The organism is Methylobacterium sp. E-046, assembly GCF_022829625.1.
GTDB lineage: Bacteria > Pseudomonadota > Alphaproteobacteria > Rhizobiales > Beijerinckiaceae > Methylobacterium > Methylobacterium longum.
The window spans coordinates 1-19,005 of the sequence record NZ_JAKSYP010000277.1; the positions used below are offsets into that span (position 1 = coordinate 1).

Annotated in this window: 24 protein-coding genes and 1 pseudogene; 22 read left to right on the forward strand and 3 right to left on the reverse strand. The window is 67.5% G+C overall.

Annotated elements, in window-relative coordinates; translation table 11 throughout:
- The 3 genes and pseudogenes from MKK82_RS29830 to MKK82_RS29840 form a co-directional block, all read left to right on the forward strand.
- A pseudogene (locus MKK82_RS29830) lies at positions 1 to 125 on the forward strand (IS630 family transposase); the annotation flags it as partial.
- Between the two features lie 485 nt (positions 126 to 610).
- Complete coding sequence (locus MKK82_RS29835; protein ID WP_243987700.1) at positions 611 to 1,843, forward strand: HWE histidine kinase domain-containing protein; 1,233 nt, start codon at positions 611 to 613, stop codon at positions 1,841 to 1,843.
- 155 nt (positions 1,844 to 1,998) lie between these two features.
- Complete coding sequence (locus tag MKK82_RS29840) at positions 1,999 to 2,460, forward strand: low affinity iron permease family protein (protein WP_243987701.1); 462 nt, start codon at positions 1,999 to 2,001, stop codon at positions 2,458 to 2,460.
- Positions 2,461 to 2,477: 17 nt separating this feature from the next.
- On the opposite strand, the gene MKK82_RS29845 is transcribed toward MKK82_RS29840, so the two are convergent.
- Complete coding sequence (locus MKK82_RS29845) at positions 2,478 to 3,062, reverse strand: phospholipase A2 family protein (RefSeq protein ID WP_243987702.1); 585 nt, start codon at positions 3,060 to 3,062, stop codon at positions 2,478 to 2,480.
- Positions 3,063 to 3,585: 523 nt separating this feature from the next.
- On the opposite strand from MKK82_RS29845, the gene MKK82_RS29850 reads away from it, so the two are divergent.
- From MKK82_RS29850 to MKK82_RS29940, 19 genes are all read left to right on the forward strand, one after another.
- Positions 3,586 to 5,076 carry a PAS domain S-box protein gene (locus tag MKK82_RS29850; RefSeq protein WP_243987703.1) on the forward strand — a complete coding sequence of 497 codons (1,491 nt, stop codon included), beginning with the start codon at positions 3,586 to 3,588 and terminating at the stop codon, positions 5,074 to 5,076.
- 128 nt (positions 5,077 to 5,204) lie between these two features.
- Positions 5,205 to 5,384, forward strand: coding sequence for a hypothetical protein (locus MKK82_RS29855; protein ID WP_243928206.1), 180 nt, complete (start codon positions 5,205 to 5,207; stop codon positions 5,382 to 5,384).
- Positions 5,385 to 5,474: 90 nt separating this feature from the next.
- Positions 5,475 to 5,732 (forward strand): GlsB/YeaQ/YmgE family stress response membrane protein, encoded by a 258-nt coding sequence (locus tag MKK82_RS29860; protein ID WP_243987704.1) that lies wholly within the window; start codon positions 5,475 to 5,477, stop codon positions 5,730 to 5,732.
- 49 nt (positions 5,733 to 5,781) lie between these two features.
- Entirely contained in the window at positions 5,782 to 6,768 is a 987-nt protein-coding gene (locus MKK82_RS29865; protein ID WP_243987705.1) for a PhnA-like protein, read from the forward strand.
- Positions 6,765 to 7,271: a YsnF/AvaK domain-containing protein gene (locus tag MKK82_RS29870; protein ID WP_243987706.1), complete on the forward strand. Its 507-nt coding sequence runs from the start codon at positions 6,765 to 6,767 to the stop codon at positions 7,269 to 7,271. The genes MKK82_RS29865 and MKK82_RS29870 overlap by 4 nt, the downstream gene beginning before the upstream one ends.
- On the forward strand, positions 7,268 to 8,200 hold the full coding sequence (locus tag MKK82_RS29875; RefSeq protein WP_243987707.1) for a YsnF/AvaK domain-containing protein: 933 nt from the start codon (positions 7,268 to 7,270) through the stop codon (positions 8,198 to 8,200). Before MKK82_RS29870 ends, MKK82_RS29875 begins: the two co-directional genes overlap by 4 nt.
- A gap of 51 nt (positions 8,201 to 8,251) precedes the next feature.
- On the forward strand, positions 8,252 to 8,554 hold the full coding sequence (locus tag MKK82_RS29880; RefSeq protein ID WP_192710947.1) for a hypothetical protein: 303 nt from the start codon (positions 8,252 to 8,254) through the stop codon (positions 8,552 to 8,554).
- Positions 8,555 to 8,605: 51 nt separating this feature from the next.
- On the forward strand, positions 8,606 to 8,905 hold the full coding sequence (locus MKK82_RS29885) for a hypothetical protein (RefSeq protein WP_243928201.1): 300 nt from the start codon (positions 8,606 to 8,608) through the stop codon (positions 8,903 to 8,905).
- A 40-nt stretch (positions 8,906 to 8,945) separates the two neighbouring features.
- A complete protein-coding gene (locus tag MKK82_RS29890; protein ID WP_243987708.1) occupies positions 8,946 to 9,446 on the forward strand; it encodes a YidB family protein in 501 nt (166 codons plus the stop codon).
- 97 nt (positions 9,447 to 9,543) lie between these two features.
- Entirely contained in the window at positions 9,544 to 9,741 is a 198-nt protein-coding gene (locus tag MKK82_RS29895) for a hypothetical protein (RefSeq protein ID WP_243987709.1), read from the forward strand.
- 74 nt (positions 9,742 to 9,815) lie between these two features.
- Positions 9,816 to 10,178, forward strand: coding sequence for a CsbD family protein (locus MKK82_RS29900; RefSeq protein WP_243987710.1), 363 nt, complete (start codon positions 9,816 to 9,818; stop codon positions 10,176 to 10,178).
- An 82-nt stretch (positions 10,179 to 10,260) separates the two neighbouring features.
- A complete protein-coding gene (locus MKK82_RS29905; protein ID WP_243987712.1) occupies positions 10,261 to 10,563 on the forward strand; it encodes a hypothetical protein in 303 nt (100 codons plus the stop codon).
- A gap of 30 nt (positions 10,564 to 10,593) precedes the next feature.
- A complete protein-coding gene (locus MKK82_RS29910; protein ID WP_243987713.1) occupies positions 10,594 to 11,766 on the forward strand; it encodes a chromosome partitioning protein ParA in 1,173 nt (390 codons plus the stop codon).
- A gap of 370 nt (positions 11,767 to 12,136) precedes the next feature.
- Positions 12,137 to 12,436, forward strand: a complete 300-nt coding sequence (locus tag MKK82_RS29915; protein ID WP_243953213.1) for a hypothetical protein — start codon at positions 12,137 to 12,139, stop codon at positions 12,434 to 12,436.
- 97 nt (positions 12,437 to 12,533) lie between these two features.
- A complete protein-coding gene (gene tal / locus MKK82_RS29920) occupies positions 12,534 to 13,748 on the forward strand; it encodes a transaldolase (RefSeq protein ID WP_243987715.1) in 1,215 nt (404 codons plus the stop codon).
- 61 nt (positions 13,749 to 13,809) lie between these two features.
- On the forward strand, positions 13,810 to 14,187 hold the full coding sequence (locus MKK82_RS29925; protein WP_243907806.1) for an acyl-CoA thioesterase: 378 nt from the start codon (positions 13,810 to 13,812) through the stop codon (positions 14,185 to 14,187).
- A gap of 153 nt (positions 14,188 to 14,340) precedes the next feature.
- Entirely contained in the window at positions 14,341 to 15,624 is a 1,284-nt protein-coding gene (locus tag MKK82_RS29930) for a cation:proton antiporter (RefSeq protein ID WP_243987717.1), read from the forward strand.
- 300 nt (positions 15,625 to 15,924) lie between these two features.
- A complete protein-coding gene (locus MKK82_RS29935) occupies positions 15,925 to 16,278 on the forward strand; it encodes a hypothetical protein (RefSeq protein WP_192710972.1) in 354 nt (117 codons plus the stop codon).
- Positions 16,279 to 16,330: 52 nt separating this feature from the next.
- Positions 16,331 to 16,615 (forward strand): hypothetical protein, encoded by a 285-nt coding sequence (locus tag MKK82_RS29940; RefSeq protein ID WP_192710956.1) that lies wholly within the window; start codon positions 16,331 to 16,333, stop codon positions 16,613 to 16,615.
- Positions 16,616 to 17,100: 485 nt separating this feature from the next.
- Here MKK82_RS29940 and MKK82_RS29945 read toward each other — a convergent pair whose 3' ends face one another.
- Both MKK82_RS29945 and MKK82_RS29950 read right to left on the reverse strand, forming a co-directional pair.
- The gene (locus MKK82_RS29945) at positions 17,101 to 17,571 is read right to left on the reverse strand and encodes a regulator (RefSeq protein WP_243987719.1); all 471 of its coding nucleotides are present in this window, start codon (positions 17,569 to 17,571) and stop codon (positions 17,101 to 17,103) included.
- Positions 17,572 to 17,647: 76 nt separating this feature from the next.
- Positions 17,648 to 18,826, reverse strand: coding sequence for a zinc-dependent alcohol dehydrogenase (locus MKK82_RS29950; RefSeq protein ID WP_243987721.1), 1,179 nt, complete (start codon positions 18,824 to 18,826; stop codon positions 17,648 to 17,650).
- Between the last annotated feature and the right edge of the window lie 179 nt (positions 18,827 to 19,005).

The window sequence follows — 19,005 nt, forward strand, 5'->3', positions numbered from 1 at the left end:
TGCTGCGCAGGGCCGCCGAGCGCACCGTTGAAGGGCTATGGTCGGCCATCGGACAGCTCATCGACACTGTCACCCCAGACGAGTGCGCTAACTTCTTCGCCGCGGCAGGATACGACCCAGATTAAACCGAAAACGCTCTAGGCGGCGGTGAAAGACATCCTTCGTAAAGCGTGACAGCATCCACACCGTCTAGCTGAGTCTGCGACGACGCAACGCGTGGTTTGAGAGTACCGCCAAATGATCATCAAGAGAGTCTGAGAGGAGACGCGATCTGGCAGCGCAGCGACGTCCGCTTTTCAGGTTTCTAGTCCGGAAGCGGACCAGCGGCGTTCGGCTAGTCCACGTCACGCCGGGTCCTCAGCGCGCACAGAACCGGACTTTCCACTTTGCGCCCAATTCAGCCATTCAGGGGCATCTGCCGACATCTCCGAAGCGGACATCGGCGCGGAGCGAGTCAGATGTCACAGTTACGTCGCTTCCGAACCTTCATCTGTGGCCAGCGGATGCTCGCTCGTGACCTGACGGTTATAGCGGATGCGGGAGGCAACCGGGCCTGCAGCAGCCTCGATGCGTGGGCCAGGCATGAGCGACACGCCGCTTGTTCAGTTCGATGCCCGATCTCAGTTACAGCCCCATGGCCACTCAGTTCGACGTCATCATCATAGGCGGAGGCCCGAACGGCGTCCGCCTAACCCCACGCAAGAGCTTCGAGGCGTGGCGCGAGGTCGTGCACGGCCGCTCGCTCCCCTGGACGGATGCCGAGGCCCGCACCGCGGAGGCGCTGAGGGTCACGCTCCTGGAGGTCATCCTCCGCCTCAGCGATACGGCCGAGCGCGAGCGCAAGGAGGCGCAGGAGCGGCAGGAGCTCCTCATCGCCGAGTTGAACCACCGGGTCCGCAACATCCTCAACCTGATCCGAGGCGTGGTCACCCAGAGCCGGGCCAGCGCTGGCGAGGCGGAGGACTTCACTGCCGTCGTTGGCGACCGCATCCAGGCGCTCGCCCGGGCCCACGACCAGGTCACCTCAGCCAACTGTGGACCCGGCTCGCTCGCCGAGCTCCTCACGGTCGAAGCCTCGGCCTACCTCGGCGCCAAGGCCGACCGCGTCGTCCTCGACGTCCTGCTCGAACCGCAAGCCTTCACCACGATGGCGCTCGTCGTGCACGAGCTGATGACCAACTCCGCCAAGTATGGGGTGCTCAGCGACAGCGGTGGCCGGGTCGACGTGCGCTGGGAACGGGACGAGTTCGACAGCCTCGTTATGCACTGGGCCGAAACGGGCGGTCCCGCCGTTAAGGCCCCGACCCGACGCGGGTTCGGCTCTACGATCATCGAGCGTTCCGTGCCCTACGAGCTCAAGGGCGAGGCCGAGGTTCGCTACGCGCTGACCGGCCTGACCGGGCGGTTCTCGATCCCGGCCGCGTTCGTCCGCGCCGCGCCGCCGCGGGCGGTCCGCGCCGTACAGTTTGAAGCGGTCCCGTCCTTTTCCTTCGGCGGGACGGCGCTGGTGGTCGAGGACAACATGATCATCGCCCTGGAGGCCGAAGAGGCGCTCACCGCGCTTGGGGCCGACACGGTCGACATGGCGGCCTCGGTCCGGGAGGCGCTCCGCCTGATCGATGTCTCGCCGCCGGACCGGGCTCTCCTCGACGTGAACCTCGGGTCCGAGACGAGCGTCGCGGTGGCGCGGCGCCTGGCCGAGCTCGGCATCCCGTTCGCGTTCGCGACAGGGTACGGCGAGAGCTTCCAGGTCCCGCCCGACCTCGGCGACGTGCCGGTGATCAAGAAGCCCTACGGGGCGGACAGCCTGCGGCAAGCCTTCGGCCGACCTCGGACCCATTGAACCCGAATGGTGGTGAGCGGACGCTGGGCCCGAGCCCTTGGACGCCTACGCGTTGAAGCCCTCGGGCTTGTAATGCAACGGTGCAGGCGGGTTCGCCGTATCCGGCGTGAGCCGGGGGGGCCTCCCGGAGGCGTTCGCGGACGGAGGCGAGAGCAGTGAGGACGCCGAAGGGTTTCGCCGAATTCTCTTCCCGGGTCGCCCGAGCGGCAGGGCGGCCTTCGACCTTTGCGATCAGCATCGGGCTGATCGTCGTCTGGGCGGTCACGGGACCCCTGTTCGGGTACTCCGACACCTGGCAGCTCGTGATCAACACCGGCACGACCATCGTGACGTTCCTGATGGTGTTCTTGATCCAGAATACCCAGAACCGGGACGGGGCCGCCATCCAGGCCAAGCTCGACGAGCTCATCAGGGCGAGCGCGGCGCAGAACCGCTTCATCGGCATCGAGAACCTGACGGAGGAGGAGCTCGACGATCTGCGCGCCCGCCTCGCGTTGCACAACGGTGCGAGCCCCGGCGCCATCGTAGAGGCGGCCGACCAGGCGGAGGCTGCGGCCGATGCCAAGGCCCGCGAGGCGGCGGCGCGGGTCGCAGGCGCCCCGAGCTACCCGAGCTGACGAGCCCGGCGCGCCGGCTACGGCGCGCGGCAGTCCATGGCGGCGATCGCCGCGACGACGCTCAGGGCCCGGCGCCGGACCTCCAGCGAGGCGGTAGAGCCATCCGCGACGACGGTCGCCTCGCGCTTGAGCGCCGCGTTGCAGGCGCAGGAATGGTCTCCGGCGGTGTCGTAGCAGGCGTCGTGGCGCATGCAGACGGCATCGAGGGCGTCGGTCGGGGGTAGGCCTTCACCGCGCTGGCCCTTGCCGCAGTAGCTTCCGTGGAAGAGCTCCTTGCTGGCGACGACTTGGCCGAGGTCGCCCTTCGGCGGGGCCGGCGCCTCGGCCCGGCCGCCGGGCTTGAGTTCGTTGGCCGGGCCGCCGGCCCGGGACCCGGAGGAGCGCAGAGCCTTCGGGATGCCGGATCGCTCGCCGGGCTCGTTCAGGGCCTCGCCGGCCTTGCTGTTCGGATCGAAGAGATCGGGCAGCGGCGGGGGAGGCCCCGGGCGGGGCTCCTCGACCTCGACGGTCTCGGCAGGCGCCTTCTGGACGCCTTGCGCCATGACGGCGTGCGGGCAGGCCACGAGGAGCAGCCCAAGCAGTGCGAGAAGAGATAGTTTCAACGACGACCTCTTGGTCAGCGGCCCTAAACTCGAAGCTCGGGTTTCCCGTTCCGGGTCGGGCTTCGCGACGCTTCCGGAGATCCTGCGGCGGCGGGAAGGCGCCGGAACAGGCCCCGGAGGATGCGGAACTGCAGGAAGCGAGCTTCAGGACGGCCCGGGCGAGCGGGACCGCCAGCAACGCGAGGACGGCCAGGAAAGTGTTGAGCACCGCCGACGACCACCGACGCCTGGCCCGGAAGGCCGACCGGGTCATTCGGAAGGGGGGATTCTTCCTATCGGACCTGGCGGATGCGGTCAGGCCGTTCGTCATGCCCGAGCCCGAAGTGGTCGAGAGCCGAGGGTCGGATCACAGGGGTGTCCAAGTCCGGAAACGCGTGTCAGGCCGAGGCGACGACCTTCCCGACGAAGGCAAGGATGTCGGCCGGCAATGTCCGGGGTACTGCCCGACCCATCGTTTGGGACGTTGGCACCCATGCGTGGTTGCGAGGCGGCCACTGACGCCCTTCGAACGAGCCGAGCCATCATGACCCAGTTCGAGCAGCGGCAACTGGCACAGGTCGTCGCCGGCCTCGCCGAGGGCGTGATCCTGATCGGGCCGGATCACACCATCGCCTACGCCAACGACGCCGCCCTCGCGATGCATGGAGTCGCCGAGATCGGCGACCTCGGAGCCACGGTCGCCGAGTACCGGGCCAACTTCGTCCTGCGCTACCGCAACCACCGCGAGGTCGGCCCCCTGCAGCATCCGGTCGAGCGCATCCTGGCCGGCGAGGCGTTTCGCGACGCGGTGGTCGAAGTCCACAATTTCCGGGATCCCGCGAGGATATGGACGCATCGGATGCGGGGACTGGTGACGACGAACGATGCCGGTGCACCGACCGGCCTCGCGCTTCTGATGCAGGACGCCAGCGACCTTTACGAGGCGGAGGAGCGGTTCGAGTGCATGTTCCGGGCGAACCCGGCCCCGGCCGTGGTCTGCCGGCTCTCCGACCTGCGCTACGTCAAGGTCAACCAGGGTTTCGTCGAGCTCACCGGATACGTACGCGACCAGGTCATCGGCCGGACATTCACCGAAGTCGACCTTCTCGGACAGGGCGAGCATCGCGCCTCCGCGGTCGAGCACCTCCATGCCGGCACGACCATCAGGCAGCGGGAGGCGTGCCTCTCGGTCCCGTCCGATGCCGAGAAATACGTCATCGTCGCCGGCCATCCCATCGAGATGCCGGGCGGCGAACGCTGCATGCTGTTCACGTTCGCCGACCTGGAGGACCGGCGGAAGGCGGAGGCCGAGCTCCGTCTCAGCGAGGAGCGCTTCGCCAAGGCGTTCGAGCTCAGCCCGATCCCGACGGTCCTCCTCAGCTCGGCCACCGACCTGCCGACCAGCGTCAACGACGCCTACGCCTCTACCTTCGGCGATGCTGAAAGCGCTTCCGCGATGCCCTGGGTGGAGGAGGCGGAGCGGACGCGCTTCAAACGGGAACTCCAGCGCTACGGCAGGGTGCGCGCCTTCGAGGGGCGCCTGCGCACGCGCGACGGCGACGTCCTCGACTGCCTCGTCTCCGCCGAGAAGGTCACCGTCGGCGGCGGTGAGGGCCTCCTCTGTGCCGTGCAGGACATCTCGTCCCGAAAGCGGACCGAGACCGAACTCATCTCGGCCATCGAATCCGTCATGGCTGACGCGTCGTGGTTCAGCCACGGCGTGATCGAGAAACTCGCCCTGCTGCGCAACCCGCCCAGGCCGGGCAAGCCGCAGGCGGTGGCCGAAAAGCTCACGACCCGCGAGGGTGACATGCTGGAGGGCATTTGCCGCGGCGACACGGACGAGGAGATCTCCAAGGCGCTCGGCGTCTCGCTGAGCACCGTGCGCAACCACGTCGCCAGCCTGTATCGCAAGATCGGCGTCAACCGACGAAGCGCCGTGGTCGTCTGGGCCAGGGAACGCGGCATAGGCGAGAAAACATCATTTGAGCATTACGGCAAAAATACAACGCGAAAACCAGGTCGAAAACACTAAGCGGCCTAAGCTGAAATACTTTTATGTAAATCGGCGGAACATCGATTCGATAGAATTATTCGGTGGGTGTAGCTCTGCTCGTTCCGGGCATCTCGACGACGGCTAAGCCGGACAGAGAGGTGCCGCGAATGGGCAAGGGCCGCAAGGTTCTGTCGAGCGATCACGCCCGTGCCCTGATCAAGCAGGCCATCGGCATGATCTTCGGGGACACCAAGGTCGAGGCGGAGGCCACGACCGAGATCGCGACGATTGAAGCGCGGCACACCACGGACAAGCCAACTCGACCCCGGCGCCCCGCGCGCACCTAGCCCCGGCCCCGTAGGCCATCGAGACCCATGCCCCAGCCCGCGCAGGCCATGCGTCGGGACCCTTCCGCACGCCGAAAACCGGAGCCCGTCATGTCTCTCCTCGCCTGGATCGTCCTCGGCCTGATCGCCGGCTTCATCGGCAGCAAGATCGTCAACAACACCGGCCAGGGCCTGCTCGTCGACATCCTGCTCGGCGTCGTCGGCGCGGTCGTCGGCGGGTTCCTGTTCAACCAGTTCGGCGAGCCCGGCGTGTCGGGGGTCAACCTCTACAGCCTGCTCGTCGCCATCGTCGGCGCCGTGATCGTGCTGTGGCTCTACCACATCGTCATGGGCCGCCGGGTCGTCTGACCCACCGCGCCCTTCCAGCTTACCGACCTCACAACTCAGGAATACCACCATGGCCACCGTTACCGAGCCCACCCCCGTATCCCCCAGTCGTCCGATCACGGATCGCACCGTCGTCGACCGCGACCAGCCGCAGACCACCATGGTCACTCCGGCCGAGGACATGCGCACGATGATGCTGCATTCCGTCTCTTGGGGTGCGGTCCTCGCCGGAGCCACGGTCGCGCTGATCTCGCAGGTCATCCTAAATATGCTGGGGCTCGGCATCGGCCTCTCGACGGTCGATCCGATGGGCGACGGCACCCCGGCGGCGAGTTCGCTCGGCATCGGTGCCGGCTTGTGGTTCGTCGTCTCCGGCGTGCTGGCGGCTGTAGCCGGCGGCTACTTCGCCGGACGCCTGTCCGGCAAGCCGTCGACCTCAACGGCGGGCTATCACGGCCTCCTCGCCTGGGCGGTCTCGACGCTCGTGGTGCTGTACATGCTGTCGTCGGCTGCCAGCGGCATCGTCAGCGGCGCCCTCGGCACCGCCTCCTCGGCCATCGGCGGGGTCGGCAACGCCATGGGCGGCTCCGCCTCGACCCTGGCGCAGGCTGCCGCCCCGTCGCTGACCAAGGTCACCGACCCGTTCTCGAACATCGAGTCCAATGTCCGCAACGGCACCGGGTCCGATCCGGCCGCGCTGAAGGACACCGCGGTGACCGCCATGCGCGCCGCCGTCTCAGGTGACGGAGCACAGCAGGCCGCTGCCCAGGAGAAGGCCGCCGTGGCCCTTTCCAAGGCGCAGAACATCTCGGTCGAGCAGGCCCGGACCCAGGTCGCGCAGTACACCCAGCAGTTCAAGGAGACCGTCACCTCGGCCAAGGAACAGTCCAAGCAGATTGCCGACGCCACCGCGCGCCGTGTCTCCCAGGGCGCGCTGTTCGGAGCCCTCGCGCTGATCTTCGGGGCGCTCGCATCCTTCTTCGCCGGCCGTGGTTCGGCCGTCGATCCGACCGTCACCCGCACCGCCCCGAACACCCTGACGCCGCGCCGGGCATGAGCGTCGGCGACCGCGCCGCGACCGAGCCCCGCGGGCTCGGGACGCCCTTCGGTACCGCGGCGGAGGTCGCCATCGGCGAGGAGGCGGTTCTCTCGCTGATCGAGGAGACCGCGCGCATCGAGAAGCGTGCGCTGGAGACCGAACGGGTCCGTGTCAGCACGCGAACCGACACCGTCGACCAGGTCCTGCGCGAGACCCTGCGCAGCGACATGGTCGGCGTGACCCGGGTGCCCGTCAACCGGACCCTCGCCGAGGGCGAGGTACTCCCGGTGGTCAGGACGGAGGCCGGGGTGACCATCATCCCGGTGCTGGAAGAGATCCTCGTCGTCGAGAAGCGCCTCTTCCTGAAGGAGGAGGTGCACATCCGTCGGACCACGGCGGACGAGGACGTCGAGATGCCGGTGACGCTGCGCAGGCAGCACGCCGTGATCGAACGCGTGTCCCCCGAGGGGCACGTCACGGAACAGGCCGCCATGCACCCGTCACAGGAGCCGACATCATGACCCAGACCATCACCGCCATGTACGACACTCATCCCGAGGCGGTCGCCGCCCAGGGCAAGCTCGTCGGCCTCGGCATTCCCGCCGGTGCCATCAAGCTCATCTCCGGCACCCAGGCCGGCGCGGCCGGAACCGCGATCAAGGCCGACGAAGGCATGTGGGGCTCGATCAAGGACTTCTTCATGCCGGAGGAGGACCGTCACGCCTACGGCGAGGGCCTGCACCGCGGCGGCACGATGCTGAGCGCCGAGGTTGACGACGCGCACGTCCACGCCGCCTCCGATATCCTGGAGGAGCACGGTTCGGTCGATCTCGACGAGCGCGATGCCGCCTGGCGCAAGGAAGGCTGGGACGGTCGTGCGACCGGTTCCACCACCGGGACCGCGCCGGTTGCCAACGCAGCGCTCGGTGAGGGTGCGATGTCGTCCGACCACGCCGCCACGACCCGCGACACCGGCCTGCACGCCGCCGCACCGTCCGAGGCCGTCGCCGCCCACGGTACCGCCACAGGCACCGATTACATCCCCGTGGTCGAGGAGCGCCTCAACGTCGGCAAGCGCATGGTCGATGCCGGCCGGGTCCGGGTTCGGTCCTACGCCGTCGAGAAGGATGTCAGCGAGAACGTCACCCTCCACGACGAGACGGTGAACGTCGACCGTCGCGTCGTCGACCGCGCCGTCACCCCGGGCGACATGGCGCTGTTCGAGGACAAGGTCATCGAGGCGACGGAGATGCGCGAGCAGGCGGTGGTGTCGAAGAACGCCCGCGTCGTTGGTGAGGTCGGCATCCGCAAGGATGCGGCCCAGCGGGTGGAGACCGTGACCGACAAGGTCCGCCACACCGAGGTCGAGGTCGAGGACGGTCGCGGGACGGTCAGCCGTACCGGCACCACCGGCACCTCCACGGAAACCACCCCGCGCAAGCCGCTCTGAAGCGCTCAAGTCCGGGACCGGTTCGAGCCGGTCCCGGCTCCGTACGATTCCATGTCCACCTATCGCGAAAGCCCCGTCGCCGTGACCAAGCTCCGCCACCTCGTCGTATTCGCGGCCCTCGCATCGTCATGCGTCCCGCTCGGCGCGCAGGCTCTTGAGAAGACCGGTTCAAGGGCATCGCTGAAGCCGTTCTGTTCGGCCGACTACGCCCGTTTCTGCAACGGCCTCGACCTGAACGGACCCGAGGTCGTCGCCTGCTTCCGCAAGAACGCCCGGGAGGTCTCGCCTGGCTGCCGGGCTGCCATTGCCGACTACGTCGTGACGGCCTCCGAACAGTCCGCCCCCTCGCGGTAGCGGTCGCTCGACTGCCCGGTCCGCATCCCATCCTAACCCGAAGGAAACCCCATGAAGATCCTCAACACCCTGTCCGTAGCGGCGGCGATAACGCTCCTTGGCGCCGGCATCGCCTCGGCCAAGCCATGTGCGGTCGGAACGACCACGAACAGCACCGGCCAGGTGGGCTCGGCCGACGCTTCCTCGAAGGTCGACGGTGACACGACCGCGAAGGTTTCGCCCGGTGCCAAGGCAGAATCCCCCGGGACGGTCGGCGCGATGAACAACGTCGGCTCGAACGCGACGCCCGCCACCAACGAGGCCAAGCCGCCCGAGGGCAAGGTCGTGAAGCCCGGCGACGACGATTGCTGATCGGCCCAAAGGTTTCATTGAAACGGAACGGAGACACCCGATGAGTGACGGCTTTCCCTCGATGACCGCGCTGCTCGGCCTGTTGGCCGTGGCGGGCTTCCAGAACCGGGACAAGATCCAAGAGATGCTCGGCGGATCTGGCCACGGTGGTCCCGCAACCGCAGGTACGCCCGCCGGACAGGGCGGGATCGCGGGACAGGATGGTCTCGGCGGCCTGCTCGGTAATCTCGGAGGCGCCCTTGGGGGTGCTGGTGCCGGTGGCCTGCTCAGCGGCGGCCTTGGCCAACTCGTTGACCGCTTTCGCGAGAACGGCCACGGCGAGGCGGCCGACTCCTGGGTCAACCACGGGCCGAACGCCGAGATGAAGCCCGATCATTTGAGATCGGCCATCGGTCCTGACGTCCTCGATAAGCTGTCGAGGCAGACCGGCCTCTCGCACGACGACCTTCTGTCCAGGCTCTCGCGCGAACTGCCTTCCGCGGTGGACCGCTACACCCCCGACGGCAGGCTTCCGTCCGCGGTCGCTGGCATGCCCGCCTGAGAAGCCACCCGGTCGATCCCGTTGGTATCGAAGCCGCAGAACCGACCGGCCACACGTTTGCACCGGGGCACGTAAATCCCCGTCACGGGAGGGACAGATGTCCGGAAGCGTGCACGCCAAGGCCGCCGAACACCACAAGGCGGCGGCCAAGTCACACCAGAAGGCCGCTCGCCACCTCGACGACGGCAACGAGAAGAAGGCCGCCAAGCACGCTTCGAAGGCCGACGACCGGGCGAAGAATGCCAACCAAAGCTCGATCAAGGCGCGACCCAGGAAGGCCGCGTCGAAGAATTAGTCAGCGCCTCGCATCGGCTCGAAGCGTGTTTTGCTTCGGGCCGGCTCAACTTTGAACCAAACGGAGATTGACCAGTGGACGAGAACCGCATCACCGGCGCCGAGAAGGAACTCGGCGGCAAGGTTCAGGGCGCCGTCGGCGACGTCACGGGCGACCGGGAGACCCAGGCCAAGGGTACGGCTAACGAGGTCAAGGGTGCCGCCGAGAACCTCGTCGGACAGGCCAAGGACGCCGTGCGCGACGTTGCCGGACAGGCGAGCGACCTCGCCGACAAGGCGATCAACCGGAGCCGCGACGCCTTCCCCGAGGCCGAGCGTGCCTACCGGCAGGGTGGCGATGCCGTCGCACAGTATGCGAAGGAGTCCCCGCTGGTGCTGGCGGCCATGGCCGGAGCCATCGGATACCTGCTCGCGATGGTCGTTCACGGCCGTCGCTGAACGGCCGTCGCCCACGGCTACGCTTCCGACGAGAGCGGTCCTCGGACGGGGACGAGACATGGCGGACCCTCCGATGCCACCCATGCGCACGCTGATCCATGACGGGTCGAACGACGACCGCTGGTACCTATGCCGCGGCGGCGACCCTGCCGACGTGTACGTCTTCCATGAACCGAACGGGCCATCCGGCGGGAGGCCGTCACGCATCGAGATCGCGGATTTCCTCGCCTCGGCGAACGGATCCCCCGAGCACCGCGCTCTCCTCGTCATGATCGGCTCCCTGGTCGGGGCGGGTCATGGCGGTCTCGCATCGAGTGTTTCCACCCCCGAGCCGGGGGCCGCCGGTGCCGAACCGACGCCTGGCGAGGCTGCCTCGTCGATCTGATCCGTTCCCTCCAACGCCCGCGAGAACGCCATGGCCATCGACTACCGTTCCGAACTTCGCAGGCCCCTTCCGTTCAGCCTCGCCGTCGTGGCGGTGGTGCTCCTGGTCTGGCTCGTCGTTGCCTCCGTTGCGGGCGCACGGCAGAGGACCGCCCGGGACCATCGCATCCAGGACCTGGAGACGCGGCAGGTCTCCCTGCAATCGGACCTCGATCAGCAGCGGGCGGCGGCGGGTACCCTCGACGGGCTCCAGGCGAGGATCGCATCGGCCCAGCAGCAGGAGCGGGATATCACTCAGGCCGGCGAACAGGCCAAGACGAAGGCGGCGAGCCTGGCGACGGAACAGCAGGAGGCCGAGCGCAAGGCCGGCGAGGCCAAGGCCACCGCCGAGGCCGAGACGACCAAGCTCACCGGGCTGCAGGCCCAGGTCACCCAGGCTGAGCAGAAGCTCGCCCCTATGAAGGAGGCCACCACGGCAGCCGAGCAGGCGGCGACCGCCAGGACCAAGGAACTGTCCGACGTCGGGCGCCGGCTGGAGGAGACGCGCCAGCAGGAGGCAAAGCTGCGGTCCGATATCGCCGCCATGTCCCAGGAGGCGACCGCTAAGACTGCCGACCTCGCCAAGGCCGAGGAGAGCCAGCAGAAGGCGCGCGAGGGCTCGGCTGCCGCTCAGAAGGAGCTGGCCGATGCCCGCGCCGCGACTGAGCAGGCGACGAGGCAGAAGGCCGAACTGGAGCGGGCCGTCGACGGTCTGACCGCCAATCGTGAAAAGCTGGCGAGCGACGTCTCGCAGGCTGGCCAGCAGGTGCAGCAAACCAAGGATGGGTTGGCTTCGACGCAGAAGGAACTCGCCAAGGCGCAGTCCGAGCGGGACAGTGTGATCTCGGAACGGAGCCAGGCTGAGCGGGCTGTCCAGAAGCTGGCTTCCGACCGCGACGGCGCGGCCTCGGCGGTAGAGGCGCTGCAGAAGCGGCAAGCCGACGCCCAGGCGCAGTTGGCGACCCTGACCGAGACGCTGGCCTCCCGCAACAAGGAGATGGCTGCCCTTGAGGACCGGCTGGGAACGACCCGTCAGGAGCTTGCCGCGGCCCAGGCTAAGCTCGCCGAGGCACGTCAGCAGCTATCGGACCAGCCTCCTGCCATGACGGTGCATCCCGGCCCATCCCAGCCGCAAGCGCCTGCCATCGCTCCCAAGTCCGAATGAATCCCGCGGGACGGGGGTCGAAGGGGGCTGAACCAGGATGAGCCCAGCCTCATCTGAGGCTGGGCCCGTTTTTTCGCCGGGCGGGGAACGGACAGGGGGCTGCAGATCGGCGGGATAGGGAGGAAGCGCTCTGACTGGCGGATTTCCGGACAGGGCGTCACAGACGCCCAGGGTGGGTGCTTGCTGCGATTTGAACCGCGGTGGTCAATGCAGCTTCGGATTGCATTGTGAATTCCACCCTCGCGTCCGTATTCACGGTTCGCCACCGGAACGGTCCCGCGCGCCGGCCCTTTGCCCAAGACGATGGAAGTCGATCCCGAATGTTCTTTCGAGGTCCTTCCGGACCCATCGACAATAAACCGGAGGCGACATGTCCAGGACGATCTCAGCCGATTTCAAATCCCGCCGGGATGCGGAGATGGCCGTCGAGCACATCGTGCAGGATCACGGCCTTGATCGGAACGCGGTGCAGGTCGGCCCTGCCTCGGACGAGAACACGGCTGGGACCGAGGCGGCGCGGGCGGATGTCGAGGACGGGCACCTGAAGGCCGGGAATGAGGGCGAACCCGCGCTGGCCGGCAAGGTCAGGGTTTCCGTCGCGGTCGACGACGCCATCGCCGAGAAGGTGCTGTCGTCCTTCGCGACCTTCCACGGTGACGTCGGCGGCTGAACCGGTACCCGACGGTCACCCACGGGGGTTCGTCGGCACGGCCGACGCCGGCCCACGGGGGACGGCTCCCACCCATCCGTCCTGACGGAAAGAACTGATGACCGATCCCCTCCATGACCTCGCAGCGGCCGGCGTCGCCATTTGGTTGGATGACCTCAGCCGGCCCATGATCGAGTCCGGCGCCCTTGCGGAAGCTGTTGAGCGCGATGGTGTCATCGGCATCACCACCAACCCGACCATTTTCGCCAAGGCCATCGGGGCCGGCGAGGGCTACGACGGCCACGTGCGCGACCTGGCGCTGCGTGGGACCGCCATCGGCGAGACGGTTCGGCTGCTGACCGCCTGGGACGTCCGGACCGCCTGCGACGTCCTCCGTCCGGTCTACGACCGTACCGGCGGCCGCGACGGCCGGGTATCCATCGAGGTCGATCCGCGCATCTCGGGCGATACCGAGCGCACTGTGGCCGAGGCGCGCGGCCTGTGGTGGCTGGTCGACAGACCGAACCTCTATATCAAGATCCCCGCGACAGATGCCGGGCTGCCCGCCATCTCGACCTGCCTGGCGGAGGGCATCTCGGTCAACGTGACCCTGATTTTCTCGGTGGCCCGCTACGAGGCGGTGCTCGACGGGTTCCTCACTGGACTCGAACGTCGGGCGGCCGCCGGCGAAAGCCTCGTTGGGGTGGAGAGCGTCGCCTCGTTCTTCCTCAGCCGCGTCGACATCGAGGTGGACCGCCGGCTGGCGGAGGGGGCAGGCAATGCCGTCGAACGCGACCGCGTCCGTGGCCAGGCGGCCATCGCCAACGCCCGCCTCGCATACGGGGTGTGGGATGACAGCGTCGCCTCCGCGCGCTGGCACGCCCTGAAGGGAGCACGGCCCCAACGCCTTCTGTGGGCATCCACCGGGGTGAAGGACAAGGCCCTCGACGACACCCGTTACGTCGTCGAGCTCGCCGGGCCCGAGACGGTCAACACCATGGCGCAGCCGACGCTTCGCGCCGTAGCGGACCATGGCCGTATCCGGCCGGACACGATCCATGCGCCCGCCGGCGCGGCCCAGGCCATCCTCAACGAACTGGAGCGGCTCGGCATCGACATGGCGGACGTCGCCACCACGCTGGAGGCCAAGGCCGTCGCCTCGTTCGAGGCGAGCTGGGACGAGCTCATCGCCTCGGTCACCGGACAACTCGAACGGGCCGGTGCCGGCGTCATGCCGGCCGGGGCGGTCTGCCCTGCATCCGGCCAGGACGCCCCGAAGGGTGCCCCGGCCGCGGCGGCCCCGGTGCGATCAGGGAACGGCGCTCGGACATGAACTTTTCCACGCCGATTGTCCGTTTTTCGACCCGACCGAAACCAGGGGCGAGGCATACGATATGAGCGACACGGTCCCGAACGTCTCCGATGGCCCACACCTGCGCACCATCGCCATGCCACGCGACACCAACGCGGCCGGCGCCATCTTCGGCGGCTGGACGGTGTCCCAGATGGACCTGGCGGGCGGAACCTTCGCCGCCCAGCGCACCAGGGGACGCGTCGCGACCGTCAGCATCGACGCGATGCGCTTCCTACGGCCGATTGCGGTCGGCGACGAGGTGAGTTGCTACTGCGCCCTGCAGCAGGTCGGCGAGACGTCGTTGGGCGTGAAGGTCGAGGTCTGGGTGCGTGATAGGACAGGCGGCGATCCCGAGAAGGTCACCGAAGGGGTCTTTACCTACGTCGCCCTGGACGACGATGGAAAGCCGCGGAAGTAGGAGGGGGACCGGCGGAACTGGACATGGCGATATCCGCGGTCCGTGGGCATTCCATCAGACTTGTCCGACCGGCCCGGTCGGCACGGACCCGTCGCCATCGTCGCGGATGGTTCGATTCATTGAACCGAGGTTTCCGAAATCACTTGAGTCCACATGGAAACCTATGTCGTCGTCGTCGCCGGGTTCGGTGTCCTGGTGCTTCTGACGGCTTGGTTGCCGATGGTGCTTCGGGCTCTGCCCCTGTCGCTTCCCATCTGTTGCGTCGGGATCGGCGCAGCCCTGTCGGTCATCCCCGCCATCGGTGAGCTCACGCCCCATCCTGGCTCCCATGCCAAGCTCATCGAGCATGCCACCGAGGCCGTGGTCGTGATCTCGCTGATGGGGGCCGGCCTCAAGATCGACCGCCTCTTCGGTTGGCGGAGCTGGTCGGTGACGTGGCGCCTCCTCGGCATCGGCATGCCCCTGACCATTCTCGCGCTGACCGCGCTGGGGTCGGCCCTTCTCGGGCTCGGTCTTGCCTCGGCCCTTCTCCTAGGGTCGTCCCTGGCCCCGACGGACCCGGTTCTGGCATCCGACGTCCAGGTCGGCCACCCCGACGAGGACCACGAGGACGAGCCGCGGTTCGCCCTGACCTCCGAGGCGGGTCTCAATGACGGCCTCGCCTTCCCGTTCGTGAACCTCGCCATCGCTCTGGCTGGTACCGGCGGCCTGGCCGGTTTTTCGTGGTCTCACTGGCTTGCCGTCGACGTGCTCTGGAAGATCGCCGTCGGCGCCGTCCTCGGGGCGGCGATAGGGCGGGCGCTGGGATGGCTGATGTTCCACTTGCCCAACCTGTCGAAGCTCTCCCGCACCGGCGACGGCTTCGTGGCGCTCGGCGTGACCTGCATCGCCTACGGCTGCGTCCAGATCGTCGACGGCTACGGCTTCGTTGGCGTGTTCGCGTCGGCCGTCGCGCTGCGCTCTTCCAGCCGCGGGCATGACTACCATCGCAAGATGCATGACTACGCCGAGGAGCTCGAACGTCTCCTGATGATGGTTCTGCTCGTCGGGTTCGGGGCGGTGCTCATCGGCGGGGGACTGCTAAACGACCTGACTTGGCCCGCCGTCGCCTTCGCGCTGGTCGCCCTCCTGATCGTCCGGCCCCTTAGCTGCTGGATCGGCCTGATCGGTAGCGGTCGGTCCACGGAGGACCGTGCCGTCGTCAGCTTCTTCGGCATCCGCGGGCTGGGGACGGTCTACTACTTGGCGTTCGCGACGGGTCACGCGTCCTTCGAGGGAACAGACCTTCTGTGGTCGACGGCCGGCCTCACCGTCCTGATCTCCATCCTCCTACACGGCGTCACGGTCACGCCGGTGCTGCGCGCCCTCGACCGCAGGATGGGACGGGACACGGAAAGCGCCCAGCTGGACCTGACCCTTCCCCGTCCCACGGCCTGACCGCGCGTGGCGAAAGGCCATTTCCTCGTGCCCCCCTCATCAATGGTCGATCAACGGCATACTGCCGGATGCCGATGGACCGGGGGAACAAGTCGACAGCGAACCGAGCTCGCCGACAGGTCGTCCGGCTCGGCGCCATGCCGAAACAAAATCTAGTCCCGCGCCTGATATTGCAGTGCAACAACACGCCTTCTCCGCCGTTGTACCGACGCTACCCTCGCAGTGCCGCGTGAGGGACGGCATCGAGTTAATCGCTCGTCGAGCGCAACTGCGATGCTGCCACCCTCCGAAAGCACCCCGATGCGCTTCGCACCCCTCCTGGCAACCCTCGGCCTCACAATCTCGCCGCTTCCGGCCCTGGCGTCCTCCTGCGCCGAGCAGATCGGCACCATCGAGCGCCGCCTCGACAGCGCAGGTGCGGTGCAGGTCGCTGGCCTGCAGGCCGGGCACTCGTTGCGGACGGGCTCGCCGCGCGGGGTGACCGCCGCCCGCAAAGACACGCCCAGCGACCCCGCTACGGTCTCGACGGCCGACCATGTCGTCGGCGCGCGGACCCTGATCCTGCGGGCGGGCGAGGAGGACCGGCGTGGAGACCAGCGCGCCTGCGAGAACACGATGACCGAGGCCAAGGGCATGATCGGCGCCCTGCCATAGGCACGCGTTCAGACGCATGGACCTGCCGACACCAGCATAGGGAAGCCCGGACATGATCGGACCTGCCGAGATCGATGACATGCGGCTGGATCTTCTAGCCATGAACGAGCGGGCACGGCTTTACGATGCCGCCCTGATCCCCCTGAACCGGCACTGGGCCGAGCGCGGCGCCGCCTCGGTCGGCAGCGTCAGCCAGATCTGCGAGCGCGTCTTCGCCCGGGCGGAAGACCGCCCGCTCTCGGACTGGAAGGCGGTCGCCACCGAGGCCGTCGCGGATGCCGGGTTCGGCATCGTCTGGAACGGCGACGCGGTGGCCTCGCTTGAAGCCCACAGGTGATCCGCCAGGCTTCCGTGGCGGTCTCGATCCCGACGCACCGCCGTCAAGCCGGCGCCGTGCACTCTTAACCAGAGGGGCAGATCCAGCCAGGTCCGACATCGGGATCTCGGCGACGGCGGACCTACGACCTGAGGGCCTCCAGGCGTAACGGCCGCCGGGGGTCGGCAGGAAGACTCGGGAGCATCCGTATGGCCGCAGGCACCGGAAAATCCGAGGCTGACCTCCGACGCTCTCGGACACCATCGCGCGAGGAGCGCGTTGAACGCGCTCTTACGTTGGAAGTCGGTGCGACAGGGCAGCCCTAAGACCGACGCCTCCGACCCGCGTCTCAGGATGCAGACCCCGTCCACGCAGTACGTGCAGCCGCCGTTCAACGACCAACGCAGGCAGGCGTAGGGCCTCACCTGCAGTTGGCCTTCCTATAAGCTCCGCGCGATAGGAGTCTCGCACGTGCGATCCAGCGCCCGGAGAGCGGTTTTAGTCGCTCAGGCGAGTCTTCCCTCGACCCTGGCATAGGTCCCGGAGGACACCTGCTCGGCAAGCTGTGCCTTGAAGTCCGCGATGCCGAGGACCTGCACCGGGTTTCCGCTGTCGTCGAGGAACTCGTAGAGCGCGTCCTCGATGTTGCGGTTGCTAAAAAACACGATGGCGTCCTCATCGCCGCCGCCCTCCAAGTGAGGCTCGCCGTTGGCAGCACCGGAGACGTAGCTTCCGGTCGGACGGACCTCCTTCATCTCCCCGTTCTCGCGGTAGAACCGAAGCTCGCCCTGCATCACCAGGGTGACGTAGGGGCACTTGTGCCGATGGAGCATCACCTTCTGGTTGGCCGCGAACTTGAACACGACGTCGACGATGCGGTTCTCCTCGTCGACCTTGTAGACGAAGAACGCGATGTGCGGGAGCCAGTCCAGCGTCCGCCAGGTGATGTTGCCCTCATCGAAAGCATAGTTCGGCATCGGCTGTCCTCCATTTATTATTGTTGTTTGGGGCCAGATGTGCTTGACGCACGTGCTCCGGCCCCGTCGGGGGTGTTCAGCCGTGCGGCTTGAACACGACCTTGGTGCAGTTGTCCTTCTTGTCCCGGAACATGTCGTACAGCGCCGGGCCATCCTCCAGGTTCGTGGAACGATGGCTGATGATGAAGGACGGATCGATGTCGCCGTTCTGGATACGCTCCATCAGCGGCTTCATGTAACGCACCATGTGAGTCTGGCCGGTCTTCAGGGTCAGGCCCTTGTTCATCAGGACGCCCAGGGCGACGGGACCCACGGGGCCGGCGAACACGCCCGGCATCGAGACGTTTCCGCCCGGACGGCAGGCCAGGATCGCCTGGTTGAGAGCGAAGGGACGCTCCAGGCTGACGGTGTGCTCCATGATGGCGGAGGACACCTTCTGCAGCGTAGTGTCGGCACCGTGGGACTCCATGCCGACCGCCTCGATGACCGAATCCGGACCCAGGCCGTGGGTCATCTCCATCAGCGTGTCCTGTACGTTCTCCTTCGACAAGTCGATGGTCTCGGCGCCGGCTTCGCGTGCTAGTGCGAGGCGCTCGAGAACGCTGTCGATGGAGATGACCCGCTTGGCGCCCAGCATCAGGCAGCACTTCACCGCGAGCACGCCGACCGGGCCGCAGCCCCAGATCGCCACCGTGTCCTCGGGGCCAATGTCGCAGTGCTCGGCGGCCTGGTAGGCGGTTGGGAAGATGTCGCTGAGGAACAGCACCTGCTCGTCGGTCAGGCCCTCAGGCACGACGATGGGGCCGACGTCGGCGTAGGGCACCCGCAGGTACTCGGCTTGGCCGCCGGCGAACCCCCCGGTGATGTGCGAGAATCCAAACAGGCCGGCGAGCGGGTAGCCGTAGGTCTCGGCCTGTAGCTTGCCGTTCGGGTTGGTGCGCTCGCAGCAGCTCCAGTTGCCCCACTTGCACTGGCGGCACTCGCCGCAGCAGATGGTGAAGGGTACCACGATGCGGTCGCCGACCTTAAGCTTCTGGTTGTCGCGACCGACCTCGATGACCTCGCCCATGGTCTCATGCCCGAGAACGTCGCCGCACTCCATCGTGGGCATGAAACCGCCCATGAGGTGGAGGTCGGAGCCGCAGATCGCGCAGGCGGTGACCTTGATGATGACGTCACGGCCGTGCTCGATCTTCGGGTCCGCCACGGTCTCGCACGAGATCTTGCCTCGGCTCTGCCATGTGAGTGCTTTCATCCGGCGACGCTCCTGGTTCGGGGTGTGCCGACAGGATGACCCCCACCGCTACCACCAAGGAGGTAATGTCCGACGCGCTTGCCTGATCCGGATGGGGGCGAAACTTCTCCACCTCCGGATGACCGTTGCGGAGCACTGGGATTTTTCTTCCAGTGGAGGAAATCTGAAGCTTTGGTACC

What these genes read in the sequence shown, in the direction of transcription:
- MKK82_RS29890 (WP_243987708.1), top strand. Translation starts at nt 8,946, where the DNA reads ATGAGTGACGGCTTTCCCTCGATGACCGCGCTGCTCGGCCTGTTGGCC.
- MKK82_RS29895 (WP_243987709.1), top strand. Translation starts at nt 9,544, where the DNA reads ATGTCCGGAAGCGTGCACGCCAAGGCCGCCGAACACCACAAGGCGGCG.
- MKK82_RS29930 (WP_243987717.1), top strand. Translation starts at nt 14,341, where the DNA reads ATGGAAACCTATGTCGTCGTCGTCGCCGGGTTCGGTGTCCTGGTGCTT.
- tal (WP_243987715.1), top strand. Translation starts at nt 12,534, where the DNA reads ATGACCGATCCCCTCCATGACCTCGCAGCGGCCGGCGTCGCCATTTGG.
- MKK82_RS29860 (WP_243987704.1), top strand. Translation starts at nt 5,475, where the DNA reads ATGTCTCTCCTCGCCTGGATCGTCCTCGGCCTGATCGCCGGCTTCATC.
- MKK82_RS29910 (WP_243987713.1), top strand. Translation starts at nt 10,594, where the DNA reads ATGGCCATCGACTACCGTTCCGAACTTCGCAGGCCCCTTCCGTTCAGC.
- MKK82_RS29855 (WP_243928206.1), top strand. Translation starts at nt 5,205, where the DNA reads ATGGGCAAGGGCCGCAAGGTTCTGTCGAGCGATCACGCCCGTGCCCTG.
- MKK82_RS29850 (WP_243987703.1), top strand. Translation starts at nt 3,586, where the DNA reads ATGACCCAGTTCGAGCAGCGGCAACTGGCACAGGTCGTCGCCGGCCTC.
- MKK82_RS29950 (WP_243987721.1), bottom strand. Translation starts at nt 18,826, where the DNA reads ATGAAAGCACTCACATGGCAGAGCCGAGGCAAGATCTCGTGCGAGACC.
- MKK82_RS29870 (WP_243987706.1), top strand. Translation starts at nt 6,765, where the DNA reads ATGAGCGTCGGCGACCGCGCCGCGACCGAGCCCCGCGGGCTCGGGACG.
- MKK82_RS29905 (WP_243987712.1), top strand. Translation starts at nt 10,261, where the DNA reads ATGCGCACGCTGATCCATGACGGGTCGAACGACGACCGCTGGTACCTA.
- MKK82_RS29835 (WP_243987700.1), top strand. Translation starts at nt 611, where the DNA reads ATGCCCGATCTCAGTTACAGCCCCATGGCCACTCAGTTCGACGTCATC.
- MKK82_RS29865 (WP_243987705.1), top strand. Translation starts at nt 5,782, where the DNA reads ATGGCCACCGTTACCGAGCCCACCCCCGTATCCCCCAGTCGTCCGATC.
- MKK82_RS29940 (WP_192710956.1), top strand. Translation starts at nt 16,331, where the DNA reads ATGATCGGACCTGCCGAGATCGATGACATGCGGCTGGATCTTCTAGCC.
- MKK82_RS29885 (WP_243928201.1), top strand. Translation starts at nt 8,606, where the DNA reads ATGAAGATCCTCAACACCCTGTCCGTAGCGGCGGCGATAACGCTCCTT.
- MKK82_RS29935 (WP_192710972.1), top strand. Translation starts at nt 15,925, where the DNA reads ATGCGCTTCGCACCCCTCCTGGCAACCCTCGGCCTCACAATCTCGCCG.
- MKK82_RS29925 (WP_243907806.1), top strand. Translation starts at nt 13,810, where the DNA reads ATGAGCGACACGGTCCCGAACGTCTCCGATGGCCCACACCTGCGCACC.
- MKK82_RS29915 (WP_243953213.1), top strand. Translation starts at nt 12,137, where the DNA reads ATGTCCAGGACGATCTCAGCCGATTTCAAATCCCGCCGGGATGCGGAG.
- MKK82_RS29945 (WP_243987719.1), bottom strand. Translation starts at nt 17,571, where the DNA reads ATGCCGAACTATGCTTTCGATGAGGGCAACATCACCTGGCGGACGCTG.
- MKK82_RS29875 (WP_243987707.1), top strand. Translation starts at nt 7,268, where the DNA reads ATGACCCAGACCATCACCGCCATGTACGACACTCATCCCGAGGCGGTC.
- MKK82_RS29880 (WP_192710947.1), top strand. Translation starts at nt 8,252, where the DNA reads ATGTCCACCTATCGCGAAAGCCCCGTCGCCGTGACCAAGCTCCGCCAC.